This window comes from Clostridium oceanicum (genome assembly GCF_039521385.1).
Taxonomy (GTDB): domain Bacteria; phylum Bacillota; class Clostridia; order Clostridiales; family Clostridiaceae; genus Clostridium_F; species Clostridium_F oceanicum.
Genome location: NZ_BAAACG010000019.1, coordinates 608,487 through 630,495, shown reverse-complemented (window position 1 = coordinate 630,495; position 22,009 = coordinate 608,487). Strand labels below are relative to the sequence as shown.

At 27.3% G+C, this 22,009-nt stretch carries 22 protein-coding genes; 16 read left to right on the top strand and 6 right to left on the bottom strand.

Going from position 1 to position 22,009, the window contains the following annotated elements:
• Positions 1 to 72 precede the first annotated feature (72 nt).
• Positions 73 to 843, bottom strand: coding sequence for a glycerophosphodiester phosphodiesterase (locus tag ABDZ71_RS19440; RefSeq protein WP_343764494.1), 771 nt, complete (start codon positions 841 to 843; stop codon positions 73 to 75).
• A gap of 117 nt (positions 844 to 960) precedes the next feature.
• On the opposite strand from ABDZ71_RS19440, the gene ABDZ71_RS19435 reads away from it, so the two are divergent.
• From ABDZ71_RS19435 to ABDZ71_RS19365, 15 genes are all read left to right on the top strand, one after another.
• Positions 961 to 1,326, top strand: a complete 366-nt coding sequence (locus ABDZ71_RS19435; RefSeq protein ID WP_343764492.1) for a zinc-ribbon domain-containing protein — start codon at positions 961 to 963, stop codon at positions 1,324 to 1,326.
• A 13-nt stretch (positions 1,327 to 1,339) separates the two neighbouring features.
• Positions 1,340 to 1,846 carry a metallophosphoesterase family protein gene (locus ABDZ71_RS19430; RefSeq protein WP_425544731.1) on the top strand — a complete coding sequence of 169 codons (507 nt, stop codon included), beginning with the start codon at positions 1,340 to 1,342 and terminating at the stop codon, positions 1,844 to 1,846.
• A 187-nt stretch (positions 1,847 to 2,033) separates the two neighbouring features.
• Positions 2,034 to 2,792 (top strand): prolipoprotein diacylglyceryl transferase, encoded by a 759-nt coding sequence (lgt, locus tag ABDZ71_RS19425; protein ID WP_343764490.1) that lies wholly within the window; start codon positions 2,034 to 2,036, stop codon positions 2,790 to 2,792.
• A 140-nt stretch (positions 2,793 to 2,932) separates the two neighbouring features.
• Entirely contained in the window at positions 2,933 to 3,091 is a 159-nt protein-coding gene (locus tag ABDZ71_RS19420) for a small, acid-soluble spore protein, alpha/beta type (RefSeq protein ID WP_343764488.1), read from the top strand.
• Between the two features lie 188 nt (positions 3,092 to 3,279).
• Positions 3,280 to 4,170: an HD domain-containing protein gene (locus ABDZ71_RS19415; RefSeq protein WP_343764486.1), complete on the top strand. Its 891-nt coding sequence runs from the start codon at positions 3,280 to 3,282 to the stop codon at positions 4,168 to 4,170.
• A gap of 142 nt (positions 4,171 to 4,312) precedes the next feature.
• Positions 4,313 to 5,227 (top strand): DMT family transporter, encoded by a 915-nt coding sequence (locus ABDZ71_RS19410; protein ID WP_343764484.1) that lies wholly within the window; start codon positions 4,313 to 4,315, stop codon positions 5,225 to 5,227.
• 123 nt (positions 5,228 to 5,350) lie between these two features.
• Positions 5,351 to 6,643 carry an NCS2 family permease gene (locus tag ABDZ71_RS19405; protein WP_343764482.1) on the top strand — a complete coding sequence of 431 codons (1,293 nt, stop codon included), beginning with the start codon at positions 5,351 to 5,353 and terminating at the stop codon, positions 6,641 to 6,643.
• 388 nt (positions 6,644 to 7,031) lie between these two features.
• Positions 7,032 to 7,250: a hypothetical protein gene (locus ABDZ71_RS19400; protein WP_343764480.1), complete on the top strand. Its 219-nt coding sequence runs from the start codon at positions 7,032 to 7,034 to the stop codon at positions 7,248 to 7,250.
• Positions 7,251 to 7,803: 553 nt separating this feature from the next.
• The gene (locus tag ABDZ71_RS19395; protein WP_343764478.1) at positions 7,804 to 8,586 is read left to right on the top strand and encodes a short-chain-enoyl-CoA hydratase; all 783 of its coding nucleotides are present in this window, start codon (positions 7,804 to 7,806) and stop codon (positions 8,584 to 8,586) included.
• Between the two features lie 19 nt (positions 8,587 to 8,605).
• Positions 8,606 to 9,439 carry a 3-hydroxybutyryl-CoA dehydrogenase gene (locus tag ABDZ71_RS19390; RefSeq protein ID WP_343764476.1) on the top strand — a complete coding sequence of 278 codons (834 nt, stop codon included), beginning with the start codon at positions 8,606 to 8,608 and terminating at the stop codon, positions 9,437 to 9,439.
• Between the two features lie 67 nt (positions 9,440 to 9,506).
• Complete coding sequence (locus ABDZ71_RS19385; protein ID WP_343764474.1) at positions 9,507 to 10,685, top strand: acetyl-CoA C-acetyltransferase; 1,179 nt, start codon at positions 9,507 to 9,509, stop codon at positions 10,683 to 10,685.
• Positions 10,686 to 11,048: 363 nt separating this feature from the next.
• Complete coding sequence (locus ABDZ71_RS19380; RefSeq protein ID WP_343764472.1) at positions 11,049 to 12,188, top strand: acyl-CoA dehydrogenase; 1,140 nt, start codon at positions 11,049 to 11,051, stop codon at positions 12,186 to 12,188.
• A gap of 12 nt (positions 12,189 to 12,200) precedes the next feature.
• A complete protein-coding gene (locus tag ABDZ71_RS19375; protein WP_343764470.1) occupies positions 12,201 to 12,980 on the top strand; it encodes an electron transfer flavoprotein subunit beta/FixA family protein in 780 nt (259 codons plus the stop codon).
• Between the two features lie 12 nt (positions 12,981 to 12,992).
• Positions 12,993 to 14,000 (top strand): electron transfer flavoprotein subunit alpha/FixB family protein, encoded by a 1,008-nt coding sequence (locus ABDZ71_RS19370; RefSeq protein WP_343764468.1) that lies wholly within the window; start codon positions 12,993 to 12,995, stop codon positions 13,998 to 14,000.
• Between the two features lie 291 nt (positions 14,001 to 14,291).
• Positions 14,292 to 15,929, top strand: a complete 1,638-nt coding sequence (locus tag ABDZ71_RS19365; RefSeq protein WP_343764466.1) for a sigma-54 interaction domain-containing protein — start codon at positions 14,292 to 14,294, stop codon at positions 15,927 to 15,929.
• A gap of 79 nt (positions 15,930 to 16,008) precedes the next feature.
• Here ABDZ71_RS19365 and ABDZ71_RS19360 read toward each other — a convergent pair whose 3' ends face one another.
• Genes ABDZ71_RS19360 through ABDZ71_RS19350 form a run of 3 tightly spaced genes read right to left on the bottom strand, consistent with a single transcriptional unit; the run spans position 16,009 to position 18,961 of the window.
• Entirely contained in the window at positions 16,009 to 16,983 is a 975-nt protein-coding gene (locus tag ABDZ71_RS19360) for an acyl-CoA dehydratase activase (RefSeq protein WP_343764464.1), read from the bottom strand.
• Positions 16,964 to 18,064: an acyl-CoA dehydratase activase-related protein gene (locus ABDZ71_RS19355; protein WP_343764462.1), complete on the bottom strand. Its 1,101-nt coding sequence runs from the start codon at positions 18,062 to 18,064 to the stop codon at positions 16,964 to 16,966. Before ABDZ71_RS19355 ends, ABDZ71_RS19360 begins: the two co-directional genes overlap by 20 nt.
• 3 nt (positions 18,065 to 18,067) lie before the next feature.
• Positions 18,068 to 18,961: an acyl-CoA dehydratase activase-related protein gene (locus ABDZ71_RS19350; RefSeq protein WP_343764460.1), complete on the bottom strand. Its 894-nt coding sequence runs from the start codon at positions 18,959 to 18,961 to the stop codon at positions 18,068 to 18,070.
• A 253-nt stretch (positions 18,962 to 19,214) separates the two neighbouring features.
• On the opposite strand from ABDZ71_RS19350, the gene ABDZ71_RS19345 reads away from it, so the two are divergent.
• Complete coding sequence (locus ABDZ71_RS19345; RefSeq protein ID WP_343764458.1) at positions 19,215 to 19,403, top strand: ferredoxin; 189 nt, start codon at positions 19,215 to 19,217, stop codon at positions 19,401 to 19,403.
• A 93-nt stretch (positions 19,404 to 19,496) separates the two neighbouring features.
• On the opposite strand, the gene ABDZ71_RS19340 is transcribed toward ABDZ71_RS19345, so the two are convergent.
• Both ABDZ71_RS19340 and ABDZ71_RS19335 read right to left on the bottom strand, forming a co-directional pair.
• Positions 19,497 to 20,582: a putative NPN-dependent ornithine cyclodeaminase gene (locus ABDZ71_RS19340; RefSeq protein WP_343764457.1), complete on the bottom strand. Its 1,086-nt coding sequence runs from the start codon at positions 20,580 to 20,582 to the stop codon at positions 19,497 to 19,499.
• Positions 20,583 to 20,631: 49 nt separating this feature from the next.
• Positions 20,632 to 21,711 (bottom strand): putative NPN-dependent ornithine cyclodeaminase, encoded by a 1,080-nt coding sequence (locus tag ABDZ71_RS19335; protein WP_343764455.1) that lies wholly within the window; start codon positions 21,709 to 21,711, stop codon positions 20,632 to 20,634.
• Positions 21,712 to 22,009: the final 298 nt, after the last annotated feature.

Below are 22,009 nucleotides of genomic sequence, written 5' to 3'. Positions count from 1 at the left end.
TTAAAATTATAATTTTAACTCTTACTTATTTAATTTAGGATTTCGTATTTGTAGTTTTAGGAATTTCTTTTATCATTTTTTAAAATTAAGAGAATAAAATAATCTTTTAAAAGGATTAGTTTTTAATTTATAAAGTTCATAAGGGTTATTAGTGATTATACCATCTACATTTTTTTTAATCATATGTACCATATCACTTTTTTTATTAACAGTAAAAGTGAATAATTTTAAATTATTATCGGATATTTTTTTTATATATTCTTTATTTAGTGTATTTACAAAATTAAAATTGGCACATAGAGCATTAGCATTTATTTTTTTTGCTGAATCAATAGGATCTCTTTGTAATAGGAAAAATAGAAGACCGGTTTCTATATTAGGACATAATTTTTTTGTTGTTACTAATGATTTTGGATTAAAAGATGTTATTATAACTTTATTTTCGTAATTATATTTAAAAATAAGATCTATAACTTTTTTTTCTATGTCACCAGTGCTTTGTTTTATTTCTATGTCTAATGAAGTATTATATTTAACTACTAATTTAAAAACTTCTTCTAAAGTAGGGATTTTAGTATTTATAAATTCTTTAGAAAAATATTTTCCAGCATCTAATTTTTTCAATTCACATACAGTAAAATCACTAACTCTACCATAGCCATTAGTAGTTCTGTTTAAAGTTTCATCATGTATTACTACTGGAATGTTATCATGACTTAAATGAACATCTAGTTCTATACAATCACAGTGATCTTTAATAGCCCTTTCAAAAGCAGGCATAGTGTTTTCAGGAGCAGAGGTACTAGCACCTCTATGAGCTATATTTAAAGGGAACTTTTTCATAAAACCCTCCATAAAATAAATTGTTTATTATATAGTATAAGAAAAGTTTATTTAATATGAATAATTTTGTACATTAATATTGGTATATTCATACCATATATTAAAGGAGGTATGAATATGGATATAAAATATACTATTGATAAAGTAAAAGATTCTATTCAAAAAGGTGGAAATAATTTAGTAGATAAATCTCAGAATCTTTTAGAAATATCTAAGTCATCAGCTAAAGTCAGCTCCTTAGAAAGAGAAGTAGAAGATTTATATGAGAAAATAGGTAGAAGATTATATAAAGATTATAAAAATAATGAAAAGGTTAGTGATTATTATGTTAAGCATTGTAAACAAATAGAAAAGTTAAAAAAAGATATAATATATTTAAAAAAGGGAATAAGTAAAAATAAGAATAAAAAATTATGTAAAAATTGTGGAGAAGAATTAGATTCAGATGCTATGTATTGTAGCAATTGTGGAAGTAAACAATAGAAGAATTTAGGTGGTGATACTTATTAAAATAGGAGTAATATCTGATACTCATATAGATAAAAATACTCATAAACTTGATAAATTTATAGATAAATCTTTAAAAAACGTAGATATGATAATACATTTAGGAGATTTTACTTCTTTTAAAGTAGTTGAAAAATTAAAAAGAAGTAAAAAATTTATTGGAGTATGGGGAAATAACGATAGAAATGAAATAAAAAAAAATTTAAAAGAAAAGGAAATAATTAAATTATGTGGTTATAGGATTGGACTCTTTCATGGACATGGTAAAGGTAAAAATACTATGGATAGAGCTTATGAAACTTTTAAAAATGATAAAGTAGATATAATAATATTTGGACATAGTCATCAACCTATTGTAAAAACAAAAAACAAAATTTTAATTATAAATCCAGGATCCCCTATGAGAAAATTAAAAGAAAGATGGTTTTCTTATGTTGTTTTAAATTTAGAAAGAGAAAAAATAGAAGCTAATATATGTTTTTATGAAAAAAAATAATAGTTTTTTAATTTTAATAAAGTGTATGCTTAAATAAAGTATATGCTTTTTTATTTTAATATGCCTTATATAAATATTCATTGAATTTTAATATAAAATAAGTAATAATTTTTAGTGAGTGGTTTATAATGAGTTAGTAGGAGTAGTAACTAGATTAAATATTAAATAAACATAAAGGTGGGATATAATGAATCCAGTAGCATTTCATGTAGGAAGTTTTGAAATTAGATGGTATGGTGTAATAATTTCTATAGGGGCAGTATTAGCATTATTATTAGCTATGTACAATTGTAAGGTAAGGAAAACTAGTTTTGATGAATTTACTAATATTTTCTTAGTAGCATTTCCTTCAGCAGTTATAGGAGCAAGATTATACTATGTTATTTTTGAGTTTGATAGTTATAGAAATAATTTAATTAATATATTTAATATAAGGCTAGGTGGATTAGCTATTCATGGAGGAATAATTTTTGGTGTTTTAGCAGTGTATTTATATGTAAGACATAAAAAAGAAAGTTTTTTAGAATATGCAGACATTGCAGCTCCCTCTATAATATTAGGCCAGGCAATAGGAAGATGGGGAAACTTTTTTAACGGAGAAGCTCATGGAGGACCAGTATCCTTTGAGTTTATAAGTAAGTTTCCTAAATTTGTACAAAAGGGTATGTTTATAGATGGTACATATTATCATCCAACATTTTTATATGAATCTATTTGGAATATATTAATATGTATATTTTTAGTTTATTTATTGAAAAAAGTTAATGAAAGAGGAATAGTTTTTATGTCCTATATAGGATTATATTCTTTTGGAAGATTTTTTATAGAAGGACTAAGAACAGACAGTTTATATTTAGGAAGTATAAGAGTTGCTCAGCTTATAAGTATAGTAGGAATACTAATATCAATATATTTTATACATAGAATTTTAAAAAAAACTAAGTAGTTTATATTTTATAAGTAATTTATCTTTTGTAAATAAAAAAATATCTATATAATATCTTTTATAAATCTACATATAAATATATTTTTCATAAATGGGGACAATAAGTTATATATAATACAGGATTTATGGAGGATACTTATATGTCACATAAGAATAATAAAAATAGTAAAAATAATAAAAAAGCAGGACAAAAGACAAAAAAAGAATTAGCTGAAATGAAAATGGAAACATCTAATGAAATAGGATATTCAAATGAATCAAAAAAACTTGGCAAAGATAAGCCAAGAGAAAAAAAGTAATATATTATAAAGGTAATTTATTACCTTTATTTTTTTATCTTACAACTATTAAATTTAAGAATAGATAAATTCTATAAATAGTAAATAAAAGTATTAAAGATAAAAATTTTTAAAACTTTAGATAAAGTAAAAATATTTTATTAATAACAAAATGTTTTTAAGAGATTTTATATCAAGGAGATGTAAATATGAAAAAAACTTATGTTGAGGATATGAAATATGGTGAAAAGATAAACTCTAGTTTTATGGTATTTAAAAAATTGAGAAGAGAAAAAAATAAAAATATTATGTATATTGGAGATAAAACAGGAGATTTTAAATGTTCTGTTATAGATAAGGAGGATACAATTAATTTAGGAGATGTTATACATTTTAAAAGTACATTTAATAATATTACAGAAGTACAGAATTTTAAAAGAATAGAAGAATTTAAAATAGAAGATTATCTTCCAACTATAGATAGGCCTATAGAAGAAATAATGGATGAAATAAAAAAAATATCTAAAGAAGAATTTAAAAGTAAAGATTGTATAAAGCTTAATGATTATTTTTTTAAAAATGAAGAATTTTTAGCTGAATTCAAAAAAGGTATTGGGGGAATAAGTCAACACCATAACTATATAGGAGGACTGGCAGAACATACTTTGAATGTAATGTATTTAGCTAAAATTTTAAGTTATAGATATGATTGTAAAAATAAAGAAATTGCTATTTTAGCTGCAAAACTTCATGATATAGGTAAAATAGAAGAGTTATCCACAAAAGGTCCTTTTACTTATACACTAAGAGGAGAAATGGAAAGTCATATAGTTATAGGAGTAAGTATGCTTGAGAAAGCTTTTAGCCTTGATACTTATTCAGAAGAGTTTAAACAAAGAATAAAAGGATGCTTGGTTCAACATCATGGTAAAATAGAATATGGGTCCCCTAGAAAACCTAATACAGAAGAAGCATTTATAGTCCATTATGCAGATTATGTGGATGCAAACATGAATAAGATACATCAAGTAAAGAAAAATGGTAAAGAAGGAACATGGACACAATATGATAGAAGAATAGAAGGAAAATTGTACATATAAATGCAATTTTAAAATACTACTTTGTATAAAAAGAGTAGTATTTTAAAAAAATGTGAAAGCCCTTACATTTTTTCGTAAAATCTATTGAATTTTATATGATAACGTTATATTATATATTCATATGCTTAGGGAGGTTGATATTTTGGAAGACAAAAAAATAAAAGAAGGTTATGCCCTTGTACTTTTAGCAGGAACTTCTTGGGGTATGATGGGAGTATTAACTAGAGAGTTAAACATATTAGGGTTTGATTCTATTGAAATAGCTGCTTTAAGGCCGTCAGTTGCAGTTATCTTTTATTTAATAATTAATTTAATAAAAGATAGAAGCGCCTTTAAAACAGATATAAAAAGTTTATTATTTTACATGATTTATGGGTTAGTAGCTTTAGATGGTATGTTTGTAGCTTTTACTTATGCTATAGAATATACAAGCATTGCTACAGCATCGGTACTATTATTTACTAATCCTATAATGGTAATGATAATGTCATATTTTATTTTTAAAGATAAGTTTACAGTTCAAAAGGTTATAGCATTATTTTTAGCTGTAGGTGGATGTTTTTTAATAGTAAAAGGATATGATCCTGCATCATTTAAAGTAAATTTACCAGGTATCATATGGGGAGTAGTATCAGGCTTTACAGTAGCTCTACAAAATGTTTTAGGTAAAGTTGCAGTAAAGAGAGGCTCTTATAAAACCACATTATTATATTCCTTTTTATTTGCGGCTATATTCTTATGGATGTTTAAACCACCATTTTTATTATTAGGTAAAATAACTAGTATAAAATCTGTGATTTTTGTGTTAGGAATAGGCTTTATAGCAACGGTTATACCGAACGGATGTTTTATGAAAGCGCTTCAATACATAGATTCTAGTACAGTTAGTATAGTATCAAGTGTAGAACCTATAGTAGCTGCTATTTTAGGATTGATATTTTTTAAAGAGTATCTAGAAATATTACAGATACTAGGAATGGTACTTATAATTGCTTCAGTAATATTAGTTCAGTATAAGAAAAAGAATAAAGATATAAAAAAGTGTAATGTATTATAATATTTAGTTATATTACAAAATATAATGTATATATGGGGAAAAATGTTCGTAAATCTCATTGACTTTAATGTTTGTATTTGATAATATTTATTGGTGTCAAAAAAGAACAGAAGGTGGAGAATTATGGAACATTTTTTCAAATTAAAAGAAAATAACACAAATGTTAAAACAGAAATTTTAGCAGGTATAACTACTTTTATGACTATGGCATATATATTAGTAGTTAATCCAAGTATATTGTCTCAAACAGGAATGAATTTTGGAGCGGTTTTTACAGCAACAGCCCTATCTGCAGTTATTGCTACATTACTTATGGGATTATATGCTAAGTTGCCATTTGCTCAAGCTCCAGGAATGGGATTAAATGCTTTTTTCGCTTTTACCATAGTAAAACAAATGGGATATTCATGGCAGTTTGCTTTAACTGCTGTATTTTTAGAAGGTATTATATTTATTTTACTGACTATATTTAATGTTCGTGAGGCTATAGTTAATTCTATACCTAATAATATAAAAAAATCTATATCAGTAGGTATAGGACTTTTAATAGCATTCATAGGATTAGATAATGCACATATAGTGCTTCATCCAAAAGATGGAGGTACTATTTTAGCTTTAGGAAATGTTACAAGTGGAGATGGATTATTAGCTATTATAGGAATACTTATAACTGGAATTTTATTAGCTAAAAATGTTAGAGGATCACTACTTATAGGAATAGTTGTTACAACTTTAATAGGAATACCTATGGGGATAACAAAGATGCCAAGTAGTTTATTTAGTATGCCTCCTTCAATAAGTCCTATATTTTTAAAATTTGAGTGGAAAAGTATATTTACGCCTAATATGGCAATTGCGTTATTTACATTATTATTTATGGACATGTTTGATACTGTAGGTACATTAGTTGGTGTAGCTACTAAAGCTAATATGTTAGATGAAAAAGGTAATGTTCCAAGAGCTAAACAAGCCTTGTTTTCAGATTCTATAGGAACTACAATAGGTGCTTGTTTAGGAACTAGTACTGTAAGTACTTTTGTAGAAAGTGCTTCAGGAGTTGCAGAAGGCGGAAGAACAGGGCTAACTGCAGTATCTACAGCGATGATGTTTTTTATTGCATTATTTTTATCACCATTATTTATAATGATACCATCACCTGCAACAGCACCTTCACTAGTACTAGTTGGATTATTTATGATATCTCCAATAAAAGATATAGAATTAGAGAATTTTACAGAAGCAATACCAGCTTTTCTTACAATAATAATGATGCCTTTATCTTATAGTATATCTGATGGAATAGTATTTGGTATAGTATCATATATCGTTATAAAAGTTGTATCAGGAAAAGGTAAAGATGTAAGTTTAACTACTTTTATAGTAGGCATATTATTTGTACTTAAATTTTTCATATAGAATATTTTAATTTGTTATTTATTTTCATATAAATAAAGCTATTAATTTTACTAGTTAATAGCTTTATTTTTTTGTAAGAAAATATAGCTTAATTGTAAAAGTTAGAATTTCTAAATTATTTATCATTATTTTAAGAATTTGTTTTTGAAGTTTTCTTTAATAAATAAGAAGTATTATAAACAAAAATTATATAATATATACATATAATATTTTCATATATAAATATGAAAAAAGAAGATATAGTATAAAGTATTGTATAAATATATAATAGTCTTTAACTTTTAAAGGAAGAATCTTTGAAATGGTCTAATTATATCATTGATAAAGTAAAGAAAGTTTTGTAAAATGATAATAATATAAATTAAAATTTTTATTAGGAGAGAAGAAAATGCCAATACTTATTAGTAAAGAGAAAGATGATGATGATAGGCTGTATGTTAGTTTTAATTATACAGAAGACAGAATAAGAAGAATAAAAAAAATACAAGGTAACAAATGGAGTTACAAAAATAAAAGCTTTAGTGTTCCAAATACGAAAGAAACTATAGATAGAATAGTTTTAGCATTTTATGATGAAGAAGTGATGCTAGATGCATCTTTAATATAATGGTTTTAAAATAACTTAGAATAGTTTATTTATTCTAAGTATTTTTTTAAAGTACAATTTCATTCCTTATTTATTTTCATAGGCTTAATTTGATATATTATAGAGGATTTTTTATTTTAATAGGGAATATATTAATAAAGATAAGTGGGACAAAAAAGTTTTAGGTGGGCTTATCTAAAATTAATATAATATAAAGTTAGTTATTTTTTAAACATATTTATAGAGTTAATTTATAAATATGTTTTATTTTTTTGTTATAAAATTGCATAGCATGTGTAAAAAGAATAAACATGTATAAAATATAGACATAATTTTATCTATATTTGCTACATAAAGGGTTTCAACTGTAATTTTAATAATAAATTTAAATTAATGTATATTATATATACAATTTCAAATATAAAAAGTGAAAAATAGATAAATAAATTTTTATCAAGATAATCCTATAAACAAGCTATTATTGTTAAAATAATAGCTTTTATTTGTGAAAAAAAATCATATTTTAAATGTTGGCATAGAAGTTGCTTTATATAAAAGTGAGGGGGTTGCTTAAGTGGATAGTGAAAATATTTTAATAGAGAAAAAAAATCATATTGCTATTTTGAGTTTAAATAGAGAATCTGTACTTAATGCTTTAAACACTCAAGTGTTAAGAGAATTTAATACAATTTTAGATAATATAGAAAATGATGAAGATGTTTATGTAGTTATAATAACAGGAAAAGGTAAAGCTTTTGTAGCTGGAGCTGATATTTCAGAGATGAAAGATAAAACACCTAGAGAAGGAAGAATCTTTGGAGATTTAGGTGGAGGATTATTTAGAAGAATAGAGAAAATGGAAAAACCAACTATAGCAGCTGTAAATGGATTTGCTTTAGGTGGCGGATGTGAATTAGCAATGTGTTGTGATATAAGAATAGCTTCAGAAAGAGCTAAATTTGGTCAACCAGAAGTAGGATTAGGAATAACTCCAGGATTTGGAGGAACACAAAGACTTTCACGCTTAGTAGGATTAGGTAAAGCAAAAGAACTAATACTTACAACAGATATTATAAAGGCTGATGAAGCCCTAAAAATAGGACTTGTTAATAAAGTAGTACCTAAAGAAAATTTATTAGAAGAAGCATTAAAGTTAGGGGAGAAAATAGCTTGTAAACCTCAAGGTGCTGTTAGATATGCAAAGACAGCTATAAATAGAGGAATAGAAACAGATATTGAAACAGGAATGGCAATTGAAAAAGATATATTTGGCTTATGTTTTGCAACTAAAGACCAAAAAGAAGGGATGGAAGCTTTTTTAGAAAAAAGGAAGCCAAACTTTATTAATAAATATTAAATTTCAAGGAGGCATAAATATGAAAGTATTTATATTAGGTGGAGGAACAATGGGAACTGGCATTGTTCAAACTTTTGCAAAAGCTGGACATGAAGTTATTTTAAAAAGATTTGTTGGCAAAGGAATGGACAAAATAGTAAAAAGCTTTGAAAAACAAGTTAAAAAAGGCAAAATTACAGAAGATCAAAAAGATGAAATCCTTAGCAGAATAACTGTTACCACAGATATGAATTTAGCTAAAGATGCTGATTTTATAGTTGAAGCATCTCTAGAAAATATAGAAATAAAAAAAGATATATTTGGTCAGCTAGATAAGATTTGTAAACCAGAAGCTATATTAACAACTAATACATCTTCTTTATCAATAACAGAAATTGCAAGTAGTACAAACAGACCAGATAAAGTAATAGGAATGCATTTCTTTAATCCAGTACCTGTAATGAAATTAGTAGAAGTTATAAAAGGAATAGCAACTTCAGAAGAAACTAAAAATGCTGTAATTGAAATGGCAAAAGAACTTGGTAAACAACCAGTAGAAGTAGAAGAAGCACCAGGATTTATAGTTAATAGAATGCTTATACCTATGATAAATGAAGCTATAGGCATATATGCAGAAGGAATTGCTAGTGCAGAAGATATTGATACAGCTATGAAATTAGGAGCTAATCATCCTATGGGACCTTTAGCTTTAGCTGATTTAATTGGTAATGATGTATGTTTAGCAATAATGAATGTATTATACTCTGAATTTGGAGATTCAAAATATAGACCTCATCCATTACTAACAAAGATGGTTAGAGGAAAAATGCTTGGAAGAAAAACTGGAAAAGGATTTTATGATTATAAAAGATAATTACTAAGAATGAAAATAGGGAAAAGGTTTTAACATAATAAAATAATTAATCTTGGAGGTATTGAAAATGAAAAATGTTGTTATCGCTAGTGCAGTTAGAACACCAGTAGGAAAGTTTGGGGGAGCATTAAAAAATGTTTCAGCTATAGAATTGGAAACTTTAGTTATAAAAGAAGCTTTAAAGAGAGCTAATGTAGCACCTGAAAAAGTTGATGAAGTTATAATGGGAAATGTACTTCAAGCAGGACTTGGTCAAAACTCAACAAGACAAGCTGCTGTAAAAGCAGGAATACCAATAGAAGTACCAAGCTTTACAATTAATAAAGTTTGTGGATCAGGCCTTAGATCAGTAAGTTTAGCAACTCAACTAATAAAATTAGGAGACGACGACATAGTAGTAGCAGGTGGTACAGAAAGTATGTCTACAGCACCTTATCTTTTACAAAAAGCAAGATGGGGACATAGAATGGGTGATGGAAAAGTTGTAGATGAAATGATAAAAGATGGTTTATGGGAAGCTTTTAATAATTATCATATGGGAATTACAGCTGAAAATATAGCAGAACAATGGGGAATAACAAGAGAAGCACAGGATGAATTTTCAGCTAAATCACAACAAAAAGCAGAAAAAGCTATAAAAGAAGGAAGATTTAAAGATGAAATAGTACCAGTAGTTATCAAAAGCAGAAAAGGTGAAACAGTATTTGATACTGATGAATTCCCTAGATTTGGAACTACTAAAGAAAGTCTTTCTAAATTAAGACCAGCATTTAAAAAAGATGGAACAGTTACAGCAGGTAATGCTTCAGGAATAAATGATGGTGCTGCTGCTTTAGTTATTATGAGTGAAGAAAAAGCAAAAGAATTAGGAATTAAACCTTTAGCTAAAATAGTTTCTTATGGTTCTAGTGGTGTAGATCCAAGCATAATGGGATATGGACCATTCCATGCAACTAAAAAGACTTTAGAAAGAGCAAATTTAAAAATAGAAGATTTAGATTTAATAGAAGCAAATGAAGCTTTTGCAGCTCAAAGTTTAGCTGTAGCTAAAGATTTAGGATTTGATATGGATAAAGTAAACGTAAATGGTGGTGCTATAGCTTTAGGTCATCCAATTGGATGTTCAGGAGCAAGAATTTTAACTACTCTATTATATGAAATGGAAAAAAGAGATTCAAAACGTGGATTAGCTACTTTATGTATAGGTGGTGGAATGGGAACTGCTGTTATTGTTGAAAGATATTAGTAAGTTTTATAAGAGGTTAATAGCTGTGGACCTTTAAAGGCCGTGGACTTAAAGCTTCTTAAAAATAAGATTATAATTGCATCATTAAAATATATTTTATTTTAATGATGCAATTAAATGTGTAGTAAATTTTCAGCATTAAATTAAGGCATATTTAAATAAATAAAAAATTAGTTAGTAAACTAGTCTAATTTGCCAAGTGCTTTTTTCTTGGAACCTACTGATATAACAAGTATCAGCAAGGCTAAGTGGTGTATTTTACAAAATATCTGTGGCATATTTTATTTATTATTTATTTTAGAATGCCTAATACTAAAATATTATAGTTAAAATAAAGTTTCAGAAATAATAGGGGGACTAAATATGGAATTTGGTTTATCAAAAGAACAAAAACTTGTTAAGCAAATGCTAAGCGAATTCGTAGAAAATGAAGTAGAACCATTAGCTGCAGAAATAGATGAAACAGAAAGATATCCAATGGAAACAGTAAAAAAAATGGCCAAGTATGGTATGTTTGGAATGCCATATCCAAAAGAATATGGTGGAGCAGGAACAGACTATTTAAGCTATATTATGGCAGTTGAAGAGTTAGCTAAATCCTGTGGAACTACTTCTGTAATTTTATCAGGACATGTTTCTTTATGTTGTTGGCCAATATTTGAGTTTGGTACAGAAGAGCAAAAGAGAAAGTATTTACCTGATCTTTTAAGTGGTAAAAAACTAGGAGCTTTTGCTTTAACAGAACCTAATGCAGGTACAGATGCTTCAGGTCAACAAAGTGTAGCTGTTTTAGAAGGAGATCATTATGTATTAAATGGTTCAAAAATATTTATAACAAATGGTGGCGTAGCAGACGTATTTGTTGTAATTGCTATGACAGATAGAAGTAAAGGAACTAGAGGAATTTCAGCATTTATATTAGAAAAAGGAATGCCAGGATTTAGTATAGGAAAGACAGAGGAAAAAATGGGAATAAGAGCATCATCAACTACTGAACTTATATTTGAAGATGTAAAAGTTCCAAAAGAAAATCTACTTGGAAAAGAAGGAAAAGGATTTAACATGGCTATGAAAACCCTAGATGGTGGAAGAATTGGGGTAGCATCTCAAGCTCTAGGAATTGCAGAAGGTGCTTTAGAAAGAGCTATTCAATATATGAAAGAAAGAAAACAATTTGGTAGAAAAATAGCTAAATTTCAAGGATTACAATGGTATATAGCTGATATGAAAGTAAGAGTAGATGCAGCTAAACATCTTGTTTATAAAGCAGCTTGGAAAAAAGCTAATGGATATAAATTTACAGCAGATGCAGCAGAAGCTAAATTATATGCATCAGAAACAGCAATGTATGTAACAACTAAGGCTGTTCAAATCTTTGGAGGATATGGATATACCAAAGATTATCCAATGGAAAGAATGATGAGAGATGCAAAAATAACTGAAATTTATGAAGGAACTTCAGAAGTTCAAAAAATGGTTATAGCTAATAACCTACTACACTAGGAGGAGTTTTATATGAATATAGTTGTTTGTTTAAAACAAGTACCGGATACAAATGAAGTTAAAATAGATCCAGTAAAAGGAACTTTAATAAGAGAAGGAGTTCCATCTATTATTAATCCAGATGATAAGAATGCTTTAGAAGAAGCATTAATATTAAAAGAAAATCATGGTGCAAAAGTTACTGTAATAAGTATGGGACCTCCACAAGCTAAAGATGCATTAAGAGAAGCTTTAGCTATGGGTGCCGATGAAGCAGTACTTATATCTGATAGAGCATTTGCAGGAGCAGATACATTAGCAACTTCATATGCACTAGCTACTGCTGTTAAAAAATTAGATTATGATATAATTTTTGCTGGTAGACAAGCAATAGATGGGGATACAGCTCAAGTAGGACCAGAGATGGCTGAACATTTAAATATACCTCAAGTTACTTATGTAGAAGATGTAGATTTATGTAATGATGGTTTAGAAGTTAAAAAGGCATTAGAAGATGGTTACGAAATAATATCTGTAAAAATGCCAGTATTATTAACTGCTATAAAAGATTTGAATACTCCAAGATATATGCATATGAGAAATATATTCGAATGCTTTGATAAAGAAATAAAAATATGGAATGCAGAAGATATAGGTGCTGATAAATCACTATTAGGTCTTTCAGGTTCACCAACTAGAGTTATGAAGTCTGTTACAAAGGAAACAAAAAGAGAAGGGGTTTTAGTAGATAAGCCTTTTAAAGAAGCGGCACAGTTTGCAGTAGGAAAATTAAAAGAAAAACATTATGTTTAAGTTGGGGGCGATATGATGAATATATCAGATTTTAAAGGCATATGGGTTTTTGCAGAACAAAGAGATGGAAAACTACAAAAGGTAGCTTTAGAATTAGTAGGTAAAGGTAAAGAATTAGCTAAAAAATTAGGAGTAGAATTAACAGCTGTTTTACTAGGTCATAATATTGATGATATACCAAAACAGTTAGTAGAACATGGTGCTGATAAAGTACTATATGTAAATAATCCATTATTAAAAAATTATACAACAGATGGATATACAAAAGTTATATATGATTTGATAGAAGAAAGAAAACCAGAAGTATTACTAGTTGGAGCAACTTATATAGGAAGAGATTTAGGACCAAGAATTTCTTCAAGATTAGGAACAGGACTTACAGCAGATTGTACAGGTTTAGATATAGATGATGAAAAGAAAAATCTTTTAATGACAAGACCTGCTTTTGGTGGAAATTTAATGGCTACAATAGCTTGTGAAAATAATAGGCCACAAATGTCTACAGTAAGACCAGGAGTTTTTGCAAAATTAGAAAAAGATAGCAATAGAAAAGGTACTATTGAAAATGTAAAAGTAAGTTTAAAAGAATCAGATATAAGAGTAAAGATAAAAGATGTTGTTAAATTAGCTAAACAAATTGAAGACATAAGTGAAGCAAAAATACTTGTTTCAGGTGGAAGAGGACTTGGAGGTCCAGAAGGTTTTGATTTATTAAAACAATTAGCAGATTTAATGGGTGGTGCAATATCAGGTTCCCGTGCTGCTATTGATAATGGCTGGATAGATAAAGCTTATCAAGTAGGACAAACAGGAAAAACTGTTAGACCTAATCTTTATATTGCTTGTGGAATATCAGGAGCTATTCAACATTTAGCAGGAATGCAAGAAAGTGATTATATTGTAGCTATAAATAAAGATGAATCAGCACCAATAATGAAAGTAGCTGATATGTCAATAGTAGGAGATTATAAAAAAATACTACCTCCTATGATAGAAGAAATAAAGCAAGCTAATAGTTAAAATTAATAGTTAAACATAAGTAATAAGTATAAATCTAAGTTTGAAAATATATAAATCATATAAAAAAGAATGGGATATATAAATATATCTCATTTTTTTTATATTATTATAATTGAATATTAAAAATAAGTTGTTTTAAGCCTTTATATATTTGATATTAAATATATAAAGCTATACTTTTAAAATAGTAAAGGATGCTTAAAATCTTAATGTATTATATATGAATAATTGAAAAAAAATGTAATAAGATATATAATCAAACTAAAGGTAGTTCCTTAGGAGGTATATTTTATGTTTATAGAGGAAGACTTTAAAATTATAAGTGAAAATATTAACAAAGATTTAATAACTATAAGTAATAAAAATAAAGTACTATCCGATAAAAATAAAAAATTATTAAAAAATAAAAATGGTATTTTTGATAAAAAACATGTAGATATATTAAGAAATGAGGAAGACTATTTAAAAGATAATAAACATATTGAATTAGAAGATTATAATAAAGTAAAGGACTTAAAATCAGCAGAATCTATAGATTATAGCAAATATATTGATATGGAAGAGAGAATAAAATATTATAAATCAACTCTAGATGTTGTTAATAAAGTTTTAGATACTATAAATGAATGCATAGTAGTAATAGATGAAAATGGTAAAATCGTATTGATGAGCGAATGTTATAAAAGATTTATAAATTGTAAAAACCCTGAAGGTAAATATGTAGAAGATGTTATAAAAAACACAAAGTTACATAGAGTTTTAAAAAGTGGTAATGTGGAAATTGGAGAAGTTCAAAAAATAAATCACAATAAAACTATTTCAATGAGGATTCCAATAAAAAAAGAAGAAAAAATTATTGGAGCCATAGGTAAAATAATGTTTAAGGACATAAATGATTTTTATTTTTTATCTCGAAAGCTAGATAGTTTAACAAACAATGAAAAATCCAGAAATAAATTAGAAAAAAATAGGAAAGCTAAATATTTTTTTAATGATATTGCAGGAGCATCTTCTAAGAATAAAAAAGTCAAAATTCTTGCTAAAAGAGCTGCAAATACAAATTCTAATATTTTAATTGTAGGAGAAAGTGGAACAGGTAAAGAATTATATGCTCATTCAGTTCATAATGCTAGTAACAGAAGGTTAGATCCTTTTGTAAAAATTAATTGTGGAGCTATACCATCGGATTTATTGGAATCAGAATTGTTTGGATATGAAGATGGTGCATTTACAGGTGCTAAAAAAGGTGGAAAAAAAGGAAAATTTGAATTAGCTAATGGTGGTAGTATATTTTTAGATGAAATTGGCGATATGCCAATGAGTATGCAGGTAAAACTTTTAAGAGTAATTCAGGAAAGGGAAGTAGAAAGGGTAGGAGGCAATGTATTAAAAAAAATTGATGTTAGAATAATTGCAGCTACAAATAAAAATCTTGAAAAGTTAGTTAAGGAAAATAAATTTAGAGAAGATTTATACTATAGACTTAATGTTATAAGAATTAATGTTCCACCATTAAGAGAAAGAAAAGAAGATATATTATTAATATCAGATTCATTAATAAAAAAAGTATCTGCTAGATTAGGAGTTTATATAAAAGGAATTTCTAATGAAGCTAAAGAGTGTTTATGCAATTATGATTGGCCAGGAAATATTAGAGAACTAGAAAATGTTATAGAAAGATCCGCTAATTTACTAGACTCAGATTTTATAATAAAACCTCACCATTTACCGAAAAAAATACTAAAAACACATATTGTAAGAATGAATATAGAAAAAAATAAATATTTAAAAGATATAGTTTCAGAAGTTGAAAGAGAAGTTATTATTAATTGCTTAGAAAAAAATAATTGGAATAAAAATAAAACATCTAAAATATTAGGAATAAGTAGAGCTAATTTATATAAAAAAATATCAGAATATAATATATAGTTTGATAAAAGATAAAATATAAAAATAACAGAATTTTGAATAAACAACATTCTGTTATTTTTATATTAATTTTATATTTTTAAGAAGATGATTTAGAGTATTCTAAATTATTACTCCATTTACCACATCTATCTCCAAAAGAACCGATTATTTCCTCGTTAGCTAGTATTCTTACTACTTCACATTTGTTTCCGCAACCGCTACATTCAAAGCTTTTTGAAACAAAGTTAGTATTAGCTATATCAAATCCCTTAAAGCAGGTTTTAGAATTAGTTTTTTCTAATTTGTTTTTAGCCATTAAAGCAGCACCTATAGCACCCATTACTTTGTGATTTTTAGGTATAATTACATTACAACCTAAGGCATTTTCAAAAGAAGATTTTATGCCTTTATTAGAAGCTACTCCACCTTGGAAAAAGACTTTTGGAATAATTTCCTTTCCTTTTCCAACGTTAGTTAAATAATTTCTTACTAAAGCGTCAGATAAACCTTTTATTATATCTTCTTGTTTATAACCTAATTGTTGTTTATGAATCATATCAGATTCAGCAAAAACTGCACATCTACCAGCAATTCTTACAGAGGTAGTTGCATTAAGGGCATAATCGCCTAAATCTTCTATAGGTATACCTAATCTTTCAGCTTGCCTATCTAAGAAAGAACCAGTTCCTGCTGCGCATACTGTATTCATTGCAAAATCTGTTACTATACCATTTCTTAGTATAATTATTTTAGAGTCTTGACCACCAATTTCTATTATGGTTTTAACATCTTTATCCTGATATAATGAAGCTACAGCATGAGATGTTATTTCGTTTTTTACAACGTCAGCACCAACTAAAAAAGAGGCTATAACTCTTCCACTACCAGTAGTTCCTACTGCTTTAATTTGTTTTGTATCAAATTTTTTTCCTAAAGTTTTAAATCCTTCTTGAATTGCTGAAATTGGATTACCTCTAGTTCTTAAATATAAAGAATCAATTACGTTCATATTACTGTCAGCTATGACTATATCAGTACTTACAGAGCCGACATCAACTCCCATATAATACATGTTGTTCTTTTCTCCTTTCTAGTAAATCTAAAAAAGCTTCTATACGAGTTACATATCCACCTTCTCCAGTCATTTCATCTACAACTAAAGTCATAATAGGAAAATCTTCATCCTTTGATATAGTAGGTAATATAGATTTTGAAACTATTTCTGGCATACATCCTAAAGGAAATATTTGAATAGCTCCATCACATCCATGTTTTTTTGCTAAAATTGCTTCTCCAATACATTCTCGTCCATGACCACCTATATAAAGTGGTAGATATTTTTTTGAAGCTTTTCTTATTTTTAAAGAATTAAGTTTTAATGGAGAGAGGATAGCATTTTTTACCCACCAACTAGGATATAGTCCTCTTTTAGTAGATACACCATAATCCATAAGTTTATCTTCAATATAAAGATTAGAAAAAGGTTCAATTATAGTATAAATTTCTCCAATTATAGCGATTTTAAGAGGTCTTTTATTTTTATCAACAGGTATTTTATCTAATTTATAATCGTATGATTTTAATAAATTTATCATTTCTTTAGATGTATTACATTGTAATGCTTCTTTTTTACAAGTTGTAAGAAGTTTTTTGCAATCACCTTTATTTAATTCATATCCTGCCTTTAGTCGAGCTCTTTTTTCTAGGTCATCTATTATGTTAATTACTTTTAGTCCGTAACTTAAAGCCTTTAATTTTTCACTTGTTTTTTTAGGGCTTTCTTTAGAAATAATAGAGATTCTATTTAAAAATTCTTTTGTACCTATATCTTTAGGATAATCTATAACTATAAAATTTAGATCGTATCCTAATTTTTTTAATATATTAATTTGTAATTCACAGTATTCTCCAAATCTACAAGGACCACAACTTCCTACAATTACTATAGTATCTGCACCTTTTTTTATACTTTGAACATAGTTTCCTATCATTATTTTAAAAGGAAGGCATATTTCATCTGGAGAATATAAAGAGCCAATTTCTAAAGCCTTTTTATTACTAAAATCAGGTATTACATAGTCTATTCCTAGTGCATCAAAAGTTGCTTTAAAAGCGTAACAGGTATTACCTAAATGAGGAAAAGTAACTTTCAAGATTTATCCACATCTCCTTTCTAACATATCCACAAAAGCTTCAATTCTTGTGTGGAATCCAGCTTCACCAGTTTGTTCATCTATTTTAAGAATCAAAATAGGGAAGTTTGTAAGTTTGTTTTTAATAAGTTCTATTACTATAGAATCAATACCACAAGCAAAAGATGATACATAAATTATTCCATCTACTTTTTTGTTTCTAGCAAGATTTACTGCTGCACCATAAGAATTTTGAGCAAATATCCAAAATGGTTTTTTAAATAAACTATTACATTCTATAGAAATATCTTTTCTATTAACTACTTCTTCAGTAGCTATTCCTATATTAAATTTGTCTAATACTTTAGATATATTCATGTTTACATATGTATCATAAACATTGTAAGGATGACCTAATAAAGCTATATTAAGCTTAGACTTTCCCAAGGTGTTTATACCTGTAGAAAAATTATTTTGAGCCTCGTAGGCTATTTTGAAAGCTTTTTGTATTTTAAATAAATTTTTAGTAATACAAAGACCAGCTTTAATTGACCATCTATTTAAAGTTTTATATGAGTTTAAATAAAGAGGATAAGTTATACATTTTGGCATGTCAGGTATACTATTTTCAATCATTTCTGGTAATCCGCAAAATTTAGGACATATATGTTTATTTTTTATTTCCATTATTCTAGGGATTAACATTAAATCACATTGATTTTTTATTGAATCTACATGACCATGAAATATTTTAATAGGAAGGCAAGCGTCATCTACGCAATATTTAGTTCCTTTATTTAAAATAGATTTATTAGTATCTGTAGAATTTATAACTTCAACTCCTAATTCTTTAAAAAAAGTATTAAAAAATACATTGTATTTAAAAGAGAGTAGACCTTTTGGTATTCCTATTTTCATGAAATTTACTCCTTTTACTTATTATTTATTTTTATGTGCTTTAATTGTTTTCACATACATTGTGTAATTATTTCCATATAAGTAAAAAGTATTCATGATCATTTTATTATTTCCATATTACTAAGGGTTTTAAGTTAAAGTGAAAATTTATCTAAAACTAAATATCCTTTATTATATATAGACTAATAATATCTTATGAATTTGAAGATACTAGATATAGAATAAATATATTTAAAATAGGAGGAATACTTAAATGAAAGCTGTAGTTGATAATGATACATGTGTAGGATGTGGATTATGTCCAAATATTTGCTCAGAAGTTTTTGAAATGGGTAATGACGGTAAAGCTCATGTCATAGGAAATGAAGTTCCAGAGGATGTTAAAGATACTGCTAAAGAAGCTGAAAGTTCTTGTCCTGTTGCAGCAATAATAATAGAATAAGGTATATTTAGATAAAATTAAAAAATAGCATTTCCTAATATTAGAAAATGCTATTTTTAGTTTAAGTATTGGTATTATATTTTTTATTTGAAATTATTTAAGTAATCCTTTAGCTACATTGTTTATAAAGTCTTGAACATTAGTAACGATTGTTTTAACTTCTAAAGTTCCTCTATCAGACAATTTGTTAACAGAGAATTCTTGAATATCTATAGAATATATATATACAGGTCTAACAACGCCATCTCTAACAGTGTAAGATGGTGTCATGTTTCCAGAAGCTATAGTATGAAGAACTGTAGATAAACAAATAAGCATAGTTGCTTTTCTTGTATGTTTTCTCATAGCATCTTGAGCTTCATATACATTATCATAAACATTAGGTAGAGTAAATCTATCTCTTATAGTACCTGCTAATACTACAGGAACATCTTTTTCTACGCAAGCTTTTAATATACCATCTTTAACTTTTCCTTGAGCCATAAGTTCTTCAAGAGAACCAGCATTTCTAGCTTCGTTTATAGCTTCAACATAGTTGTAATGAGCATTTTCATCAGCTTCAAAATCTTCTTGACCTAAAACTGTTCCAAACATTCCTTTTTCTATATCATAACTTCCAAGAGCATTTCCTGAAAGTAGAGCATTAACATATCCATTTTCTATAAGGTTTGAAAATGATTTTCTAGCTTCATCATCTAAAGCAAGAGAAGGTCCTAGAACCCAAACTATATTACCATTATGTTCTTTTTCATATTTCATTATTTCATATAAGTCATCATAATCTTTAGAGAAAGCAGTTTCTCTAGATCTACCACTTCTAAATGCAAAAGTATCGCTGTTTCCATCTTTAGCTACAAATCCGCCAGCGTACATATAAACACCTTCACTAGCATCTTCAGTTCTTCCAACAACTACTTTATCTCCAACATGTAAATTTCTAAATTCAACTACATCAATGTCGTCGTCATCTGTAACTACTGCAACAGTATCCATACGGCTTTCATTAGCAATAACCCATTTTCCATTTATTTTAAAATATTCAGGATATATAGACATAGCGTGATAATGTCTAGGTGCTACTCCTTCTTTAATAACTTCAACAGTTTTACAGTTAGGTGCTGAAACAAGAAAATCTTGTGTAAAGTCTGGTGGTGTAAACTTTGGTAATTCAAAACTCATTTAAAATCTCCTCCTAAAAACATATTAATGTGTCATAAATTTCTTAAAATTATTTTTCAAGTAAATTCTTTTTAACGTTAACAACAAAGTCTTGAACGTTAGTAACTATTGTATTAACGCCTACATATTCTCTAGCAGCAGCAACTTGGTTAACTGCATATTCAGATATATCTATAGAATATACATATACAGGTCTAACTTTACCATCAACTACTCTATAAGATGATGCTAAATCAGATGTAGATACTGAATGAAGAACAGTTGCAAGACAGATTATAACTGTAGCTTTATCAGTTTGTTCTTTCATAGCGTCTAATCCACCTGTAACATTATGATATACTGGAGGAAGTGGACCGTCATCTCTTATTGAACCTGCAAGTACTATAGGAATATTTCTTTCCATACAAGTTTTTATAAATCCATTTTTAACATTTCCTTCTGAAAGTAAAGCTTCTAAAGATCCAGCTCTTCTAGCTTCATTTATTAAATCTAAGTGGTTATAGTGACCTAGAGGTACTGATTCTTGAGTGTAGATGTTTTGTCCTAAAGCAGTTCCAAGTAATCCACCTTCAAGATCATGTGTAGCCATAGCGTTACCAGCCATAAGAGCATTAACATATCCGTTTTCAGCAAGCTCTGATAAAGCTATTCTAGTATCATGGTCAAATACAACAGCAGGTCCTAGAACCCAAACTATGTGACCGTTATTTTCTTTTTCATATTTTAAAAGTTCATACAATTTTTTGTAGTCTTTAGAGAATGATGATTCAACAGATCTACCTTGGCGTACTTTTGATATATTATCAAAACCTTTAATATGTTTATAAATACCTTCGCTAGCATCTGATGATTTACCTAAAACTACTTTATCACCAACTTTTAAACTTCTAAGTTCAACTACTTCTACAGTGTTTGCATTTCTAACAACAGCTGCACAATCTAAAGATGTTTGTATAGGTAAAACCCATTTTCCTTCAACATTATAATATTCTGGGAACACAGATGTTAAGTGAAAATTTTTAGGAGCAACTCCATCTTTTGTTACTTCAGCAGTTTTAGCATGAGGAGCTGAAGCAAGAAAATCTTGTGTGAAATCTGGTGGTGTAAACTTTGGTAATTCAAAACTCATTTTAAATTTCCTCCTTAAATATGATTAATGTAATGTATTTATAAAATATATCTATATAATAATAGATTTTTTATCATAAAGCAGAAAACTAATTTTAAAATTGCAGCAATTATTTACTCATCCTATTATAAAAGAATGAGTTTTATTATTTCCTAATTTTAAAAGTGTATACTCATAAGAAGTTGTTTATTAGAAATATATAAGTTTGCTCTTTTAAATATTTTAAACTTATACAAGGTTTTTAACAAGTAATAACAAAATATGTTATTTTGAAGTTAAAAATTTAACTAGATTAAAC

What these genes read in the sequence shown, in the direction of transcription:
- ABDZ71_RS19440 (WP_343764494.1), bottom strand. Translation starts at nt 843, where the DNA reads ATGAAAAAGTTCCCTTTAAATATAGCTCATAGAGGTGCTAGTACCTCT.
- ABDZ71_RS19435 (WP_343764492.1), top strand. Translation starts at nt 961, where the DNA reads ATGGATATAAAATATACTATTGATAAAGTAAAAGATTCTATTCAAAAA.
- lgt (WP_343764490.1), top strand. Translation starts at nt 2,034, where the DNA reads ATGAATCCAGTAGCATTTCATGTAGGAAGTTTTGAAATTAGATGGTAT.
- ABDZ71_RS19420 (WP_343764488.1), top strand. Translation starts at nt 2,933, where the DNA reads ATGTCACATAAGAATAATAAAAATAGTAAAAATAATAAAAAAGCAGGA.
- ABDZ71_RS19415 (WP_343764486.1), top strand. Translation starts at nt 3,280, where the DNA reads ATGAAAAAAACTTATGTTGAGGATATGAAATATGGTGAAAAGATAAAC.
- ABDZ71_RS19405 (WP_343764482.1), top strand. Translation starts at nt 5,351, where the DNA reads ATGGAACATTTTTTCAAATTAAAAGAAAATAACACAAATGTTAAAACA.
- ABDZ71_RS19400 (WP_343764480.1), top strand. Translation starts at nt 7,032, where the DNA reads ATGCCAATACTTATTAGTAAAGAGAAAGATGATGATGATAGGCTGTAT.
- ABDZ71_RS19390 (WP_343764476.1), top strand. Translation starts at nt 8,606, where the DNA reads ATGAAAGTATTTATATTAGGTGGAGGAACAATGGGAACTGGCATTGTT.
- ABDZ71_RS19385 (WP_343764474.1), top strand. Translation starts at nt 9,507, where the DNA reads ATGAAAAATGTTGTTATCGCTAGTGCAGTTAGAACACCAGTAGGAAAG.
- ABDZ71_RS19380 (WP_343764472.1), top strand. Translation starts at nt 11,049, where the DNA reads ATGGAATTTGGTTTATCAAAAGAACAAAAACTTGTTAAGCAAATGCTA.
- ABDZ71_RS19375 (WP_343764470.1), top strand. Translation starts at nt 12,201, where the DNA reads ATGAATATAGTTGTTTGTTTAAAACAAGTACCGGATACAAATGAAGTT.
- ABDZ71_RS19370 (WP_343764468.1), top strand. Translation starts at nt 12,993, where the DNA reads ATGATGAATATATCAGATTTTAAAGGCATATGGGTTTTTGCAGAACAA.
- ABDZ71_RS19365 (WP_343764466.1), top strand. Translation starts at nt 14,292, where the DNA reads ATGTTTATAGAGGAAGACTTTAAAATTATAAGTGAAAATATTAACAAA.
- ABDZ71_RS19360 (WP_343764464.1), bottom strand. Translation starts at nt 16,983, where the DNA reads ATGTATTATATGGGAGTTGATGTCGGCTCTGTAAGTACTGATATAGTC.
- ABDZ71_RS19350 (WP_343764460.1), bottom strand. Translation starts at nt 18,961, where the DNA reads ATGAAAATAGGAATACCAAAAGGTCTACTCTCTTTTAAATACAATGTA.
- ABDZ71_RS19345 (WP_343764458.1), top strand. Translation starts at nt 19,215, where the DNA reads ATGAAAGCTGTAGTTGATAATGATACATGTGTAGGATGTGGATTATGT.
- ABDZ71_RS19340 (WP_343764457.1), bottom strand. Translation starts at nt 20,582, where the DNA reads ATGAGTTTTGAATTACCAAAGTTTACACCACCAGACTTTACACAAGAT.
- ABDZ71_RS19335 (WP_343764455.1), bottom strand. Translation starts at nt 21,711, where the DNA reads ATGAGTTTTGAATTACCAAAGTTTACACCACCAGATTTCACACAAGAT.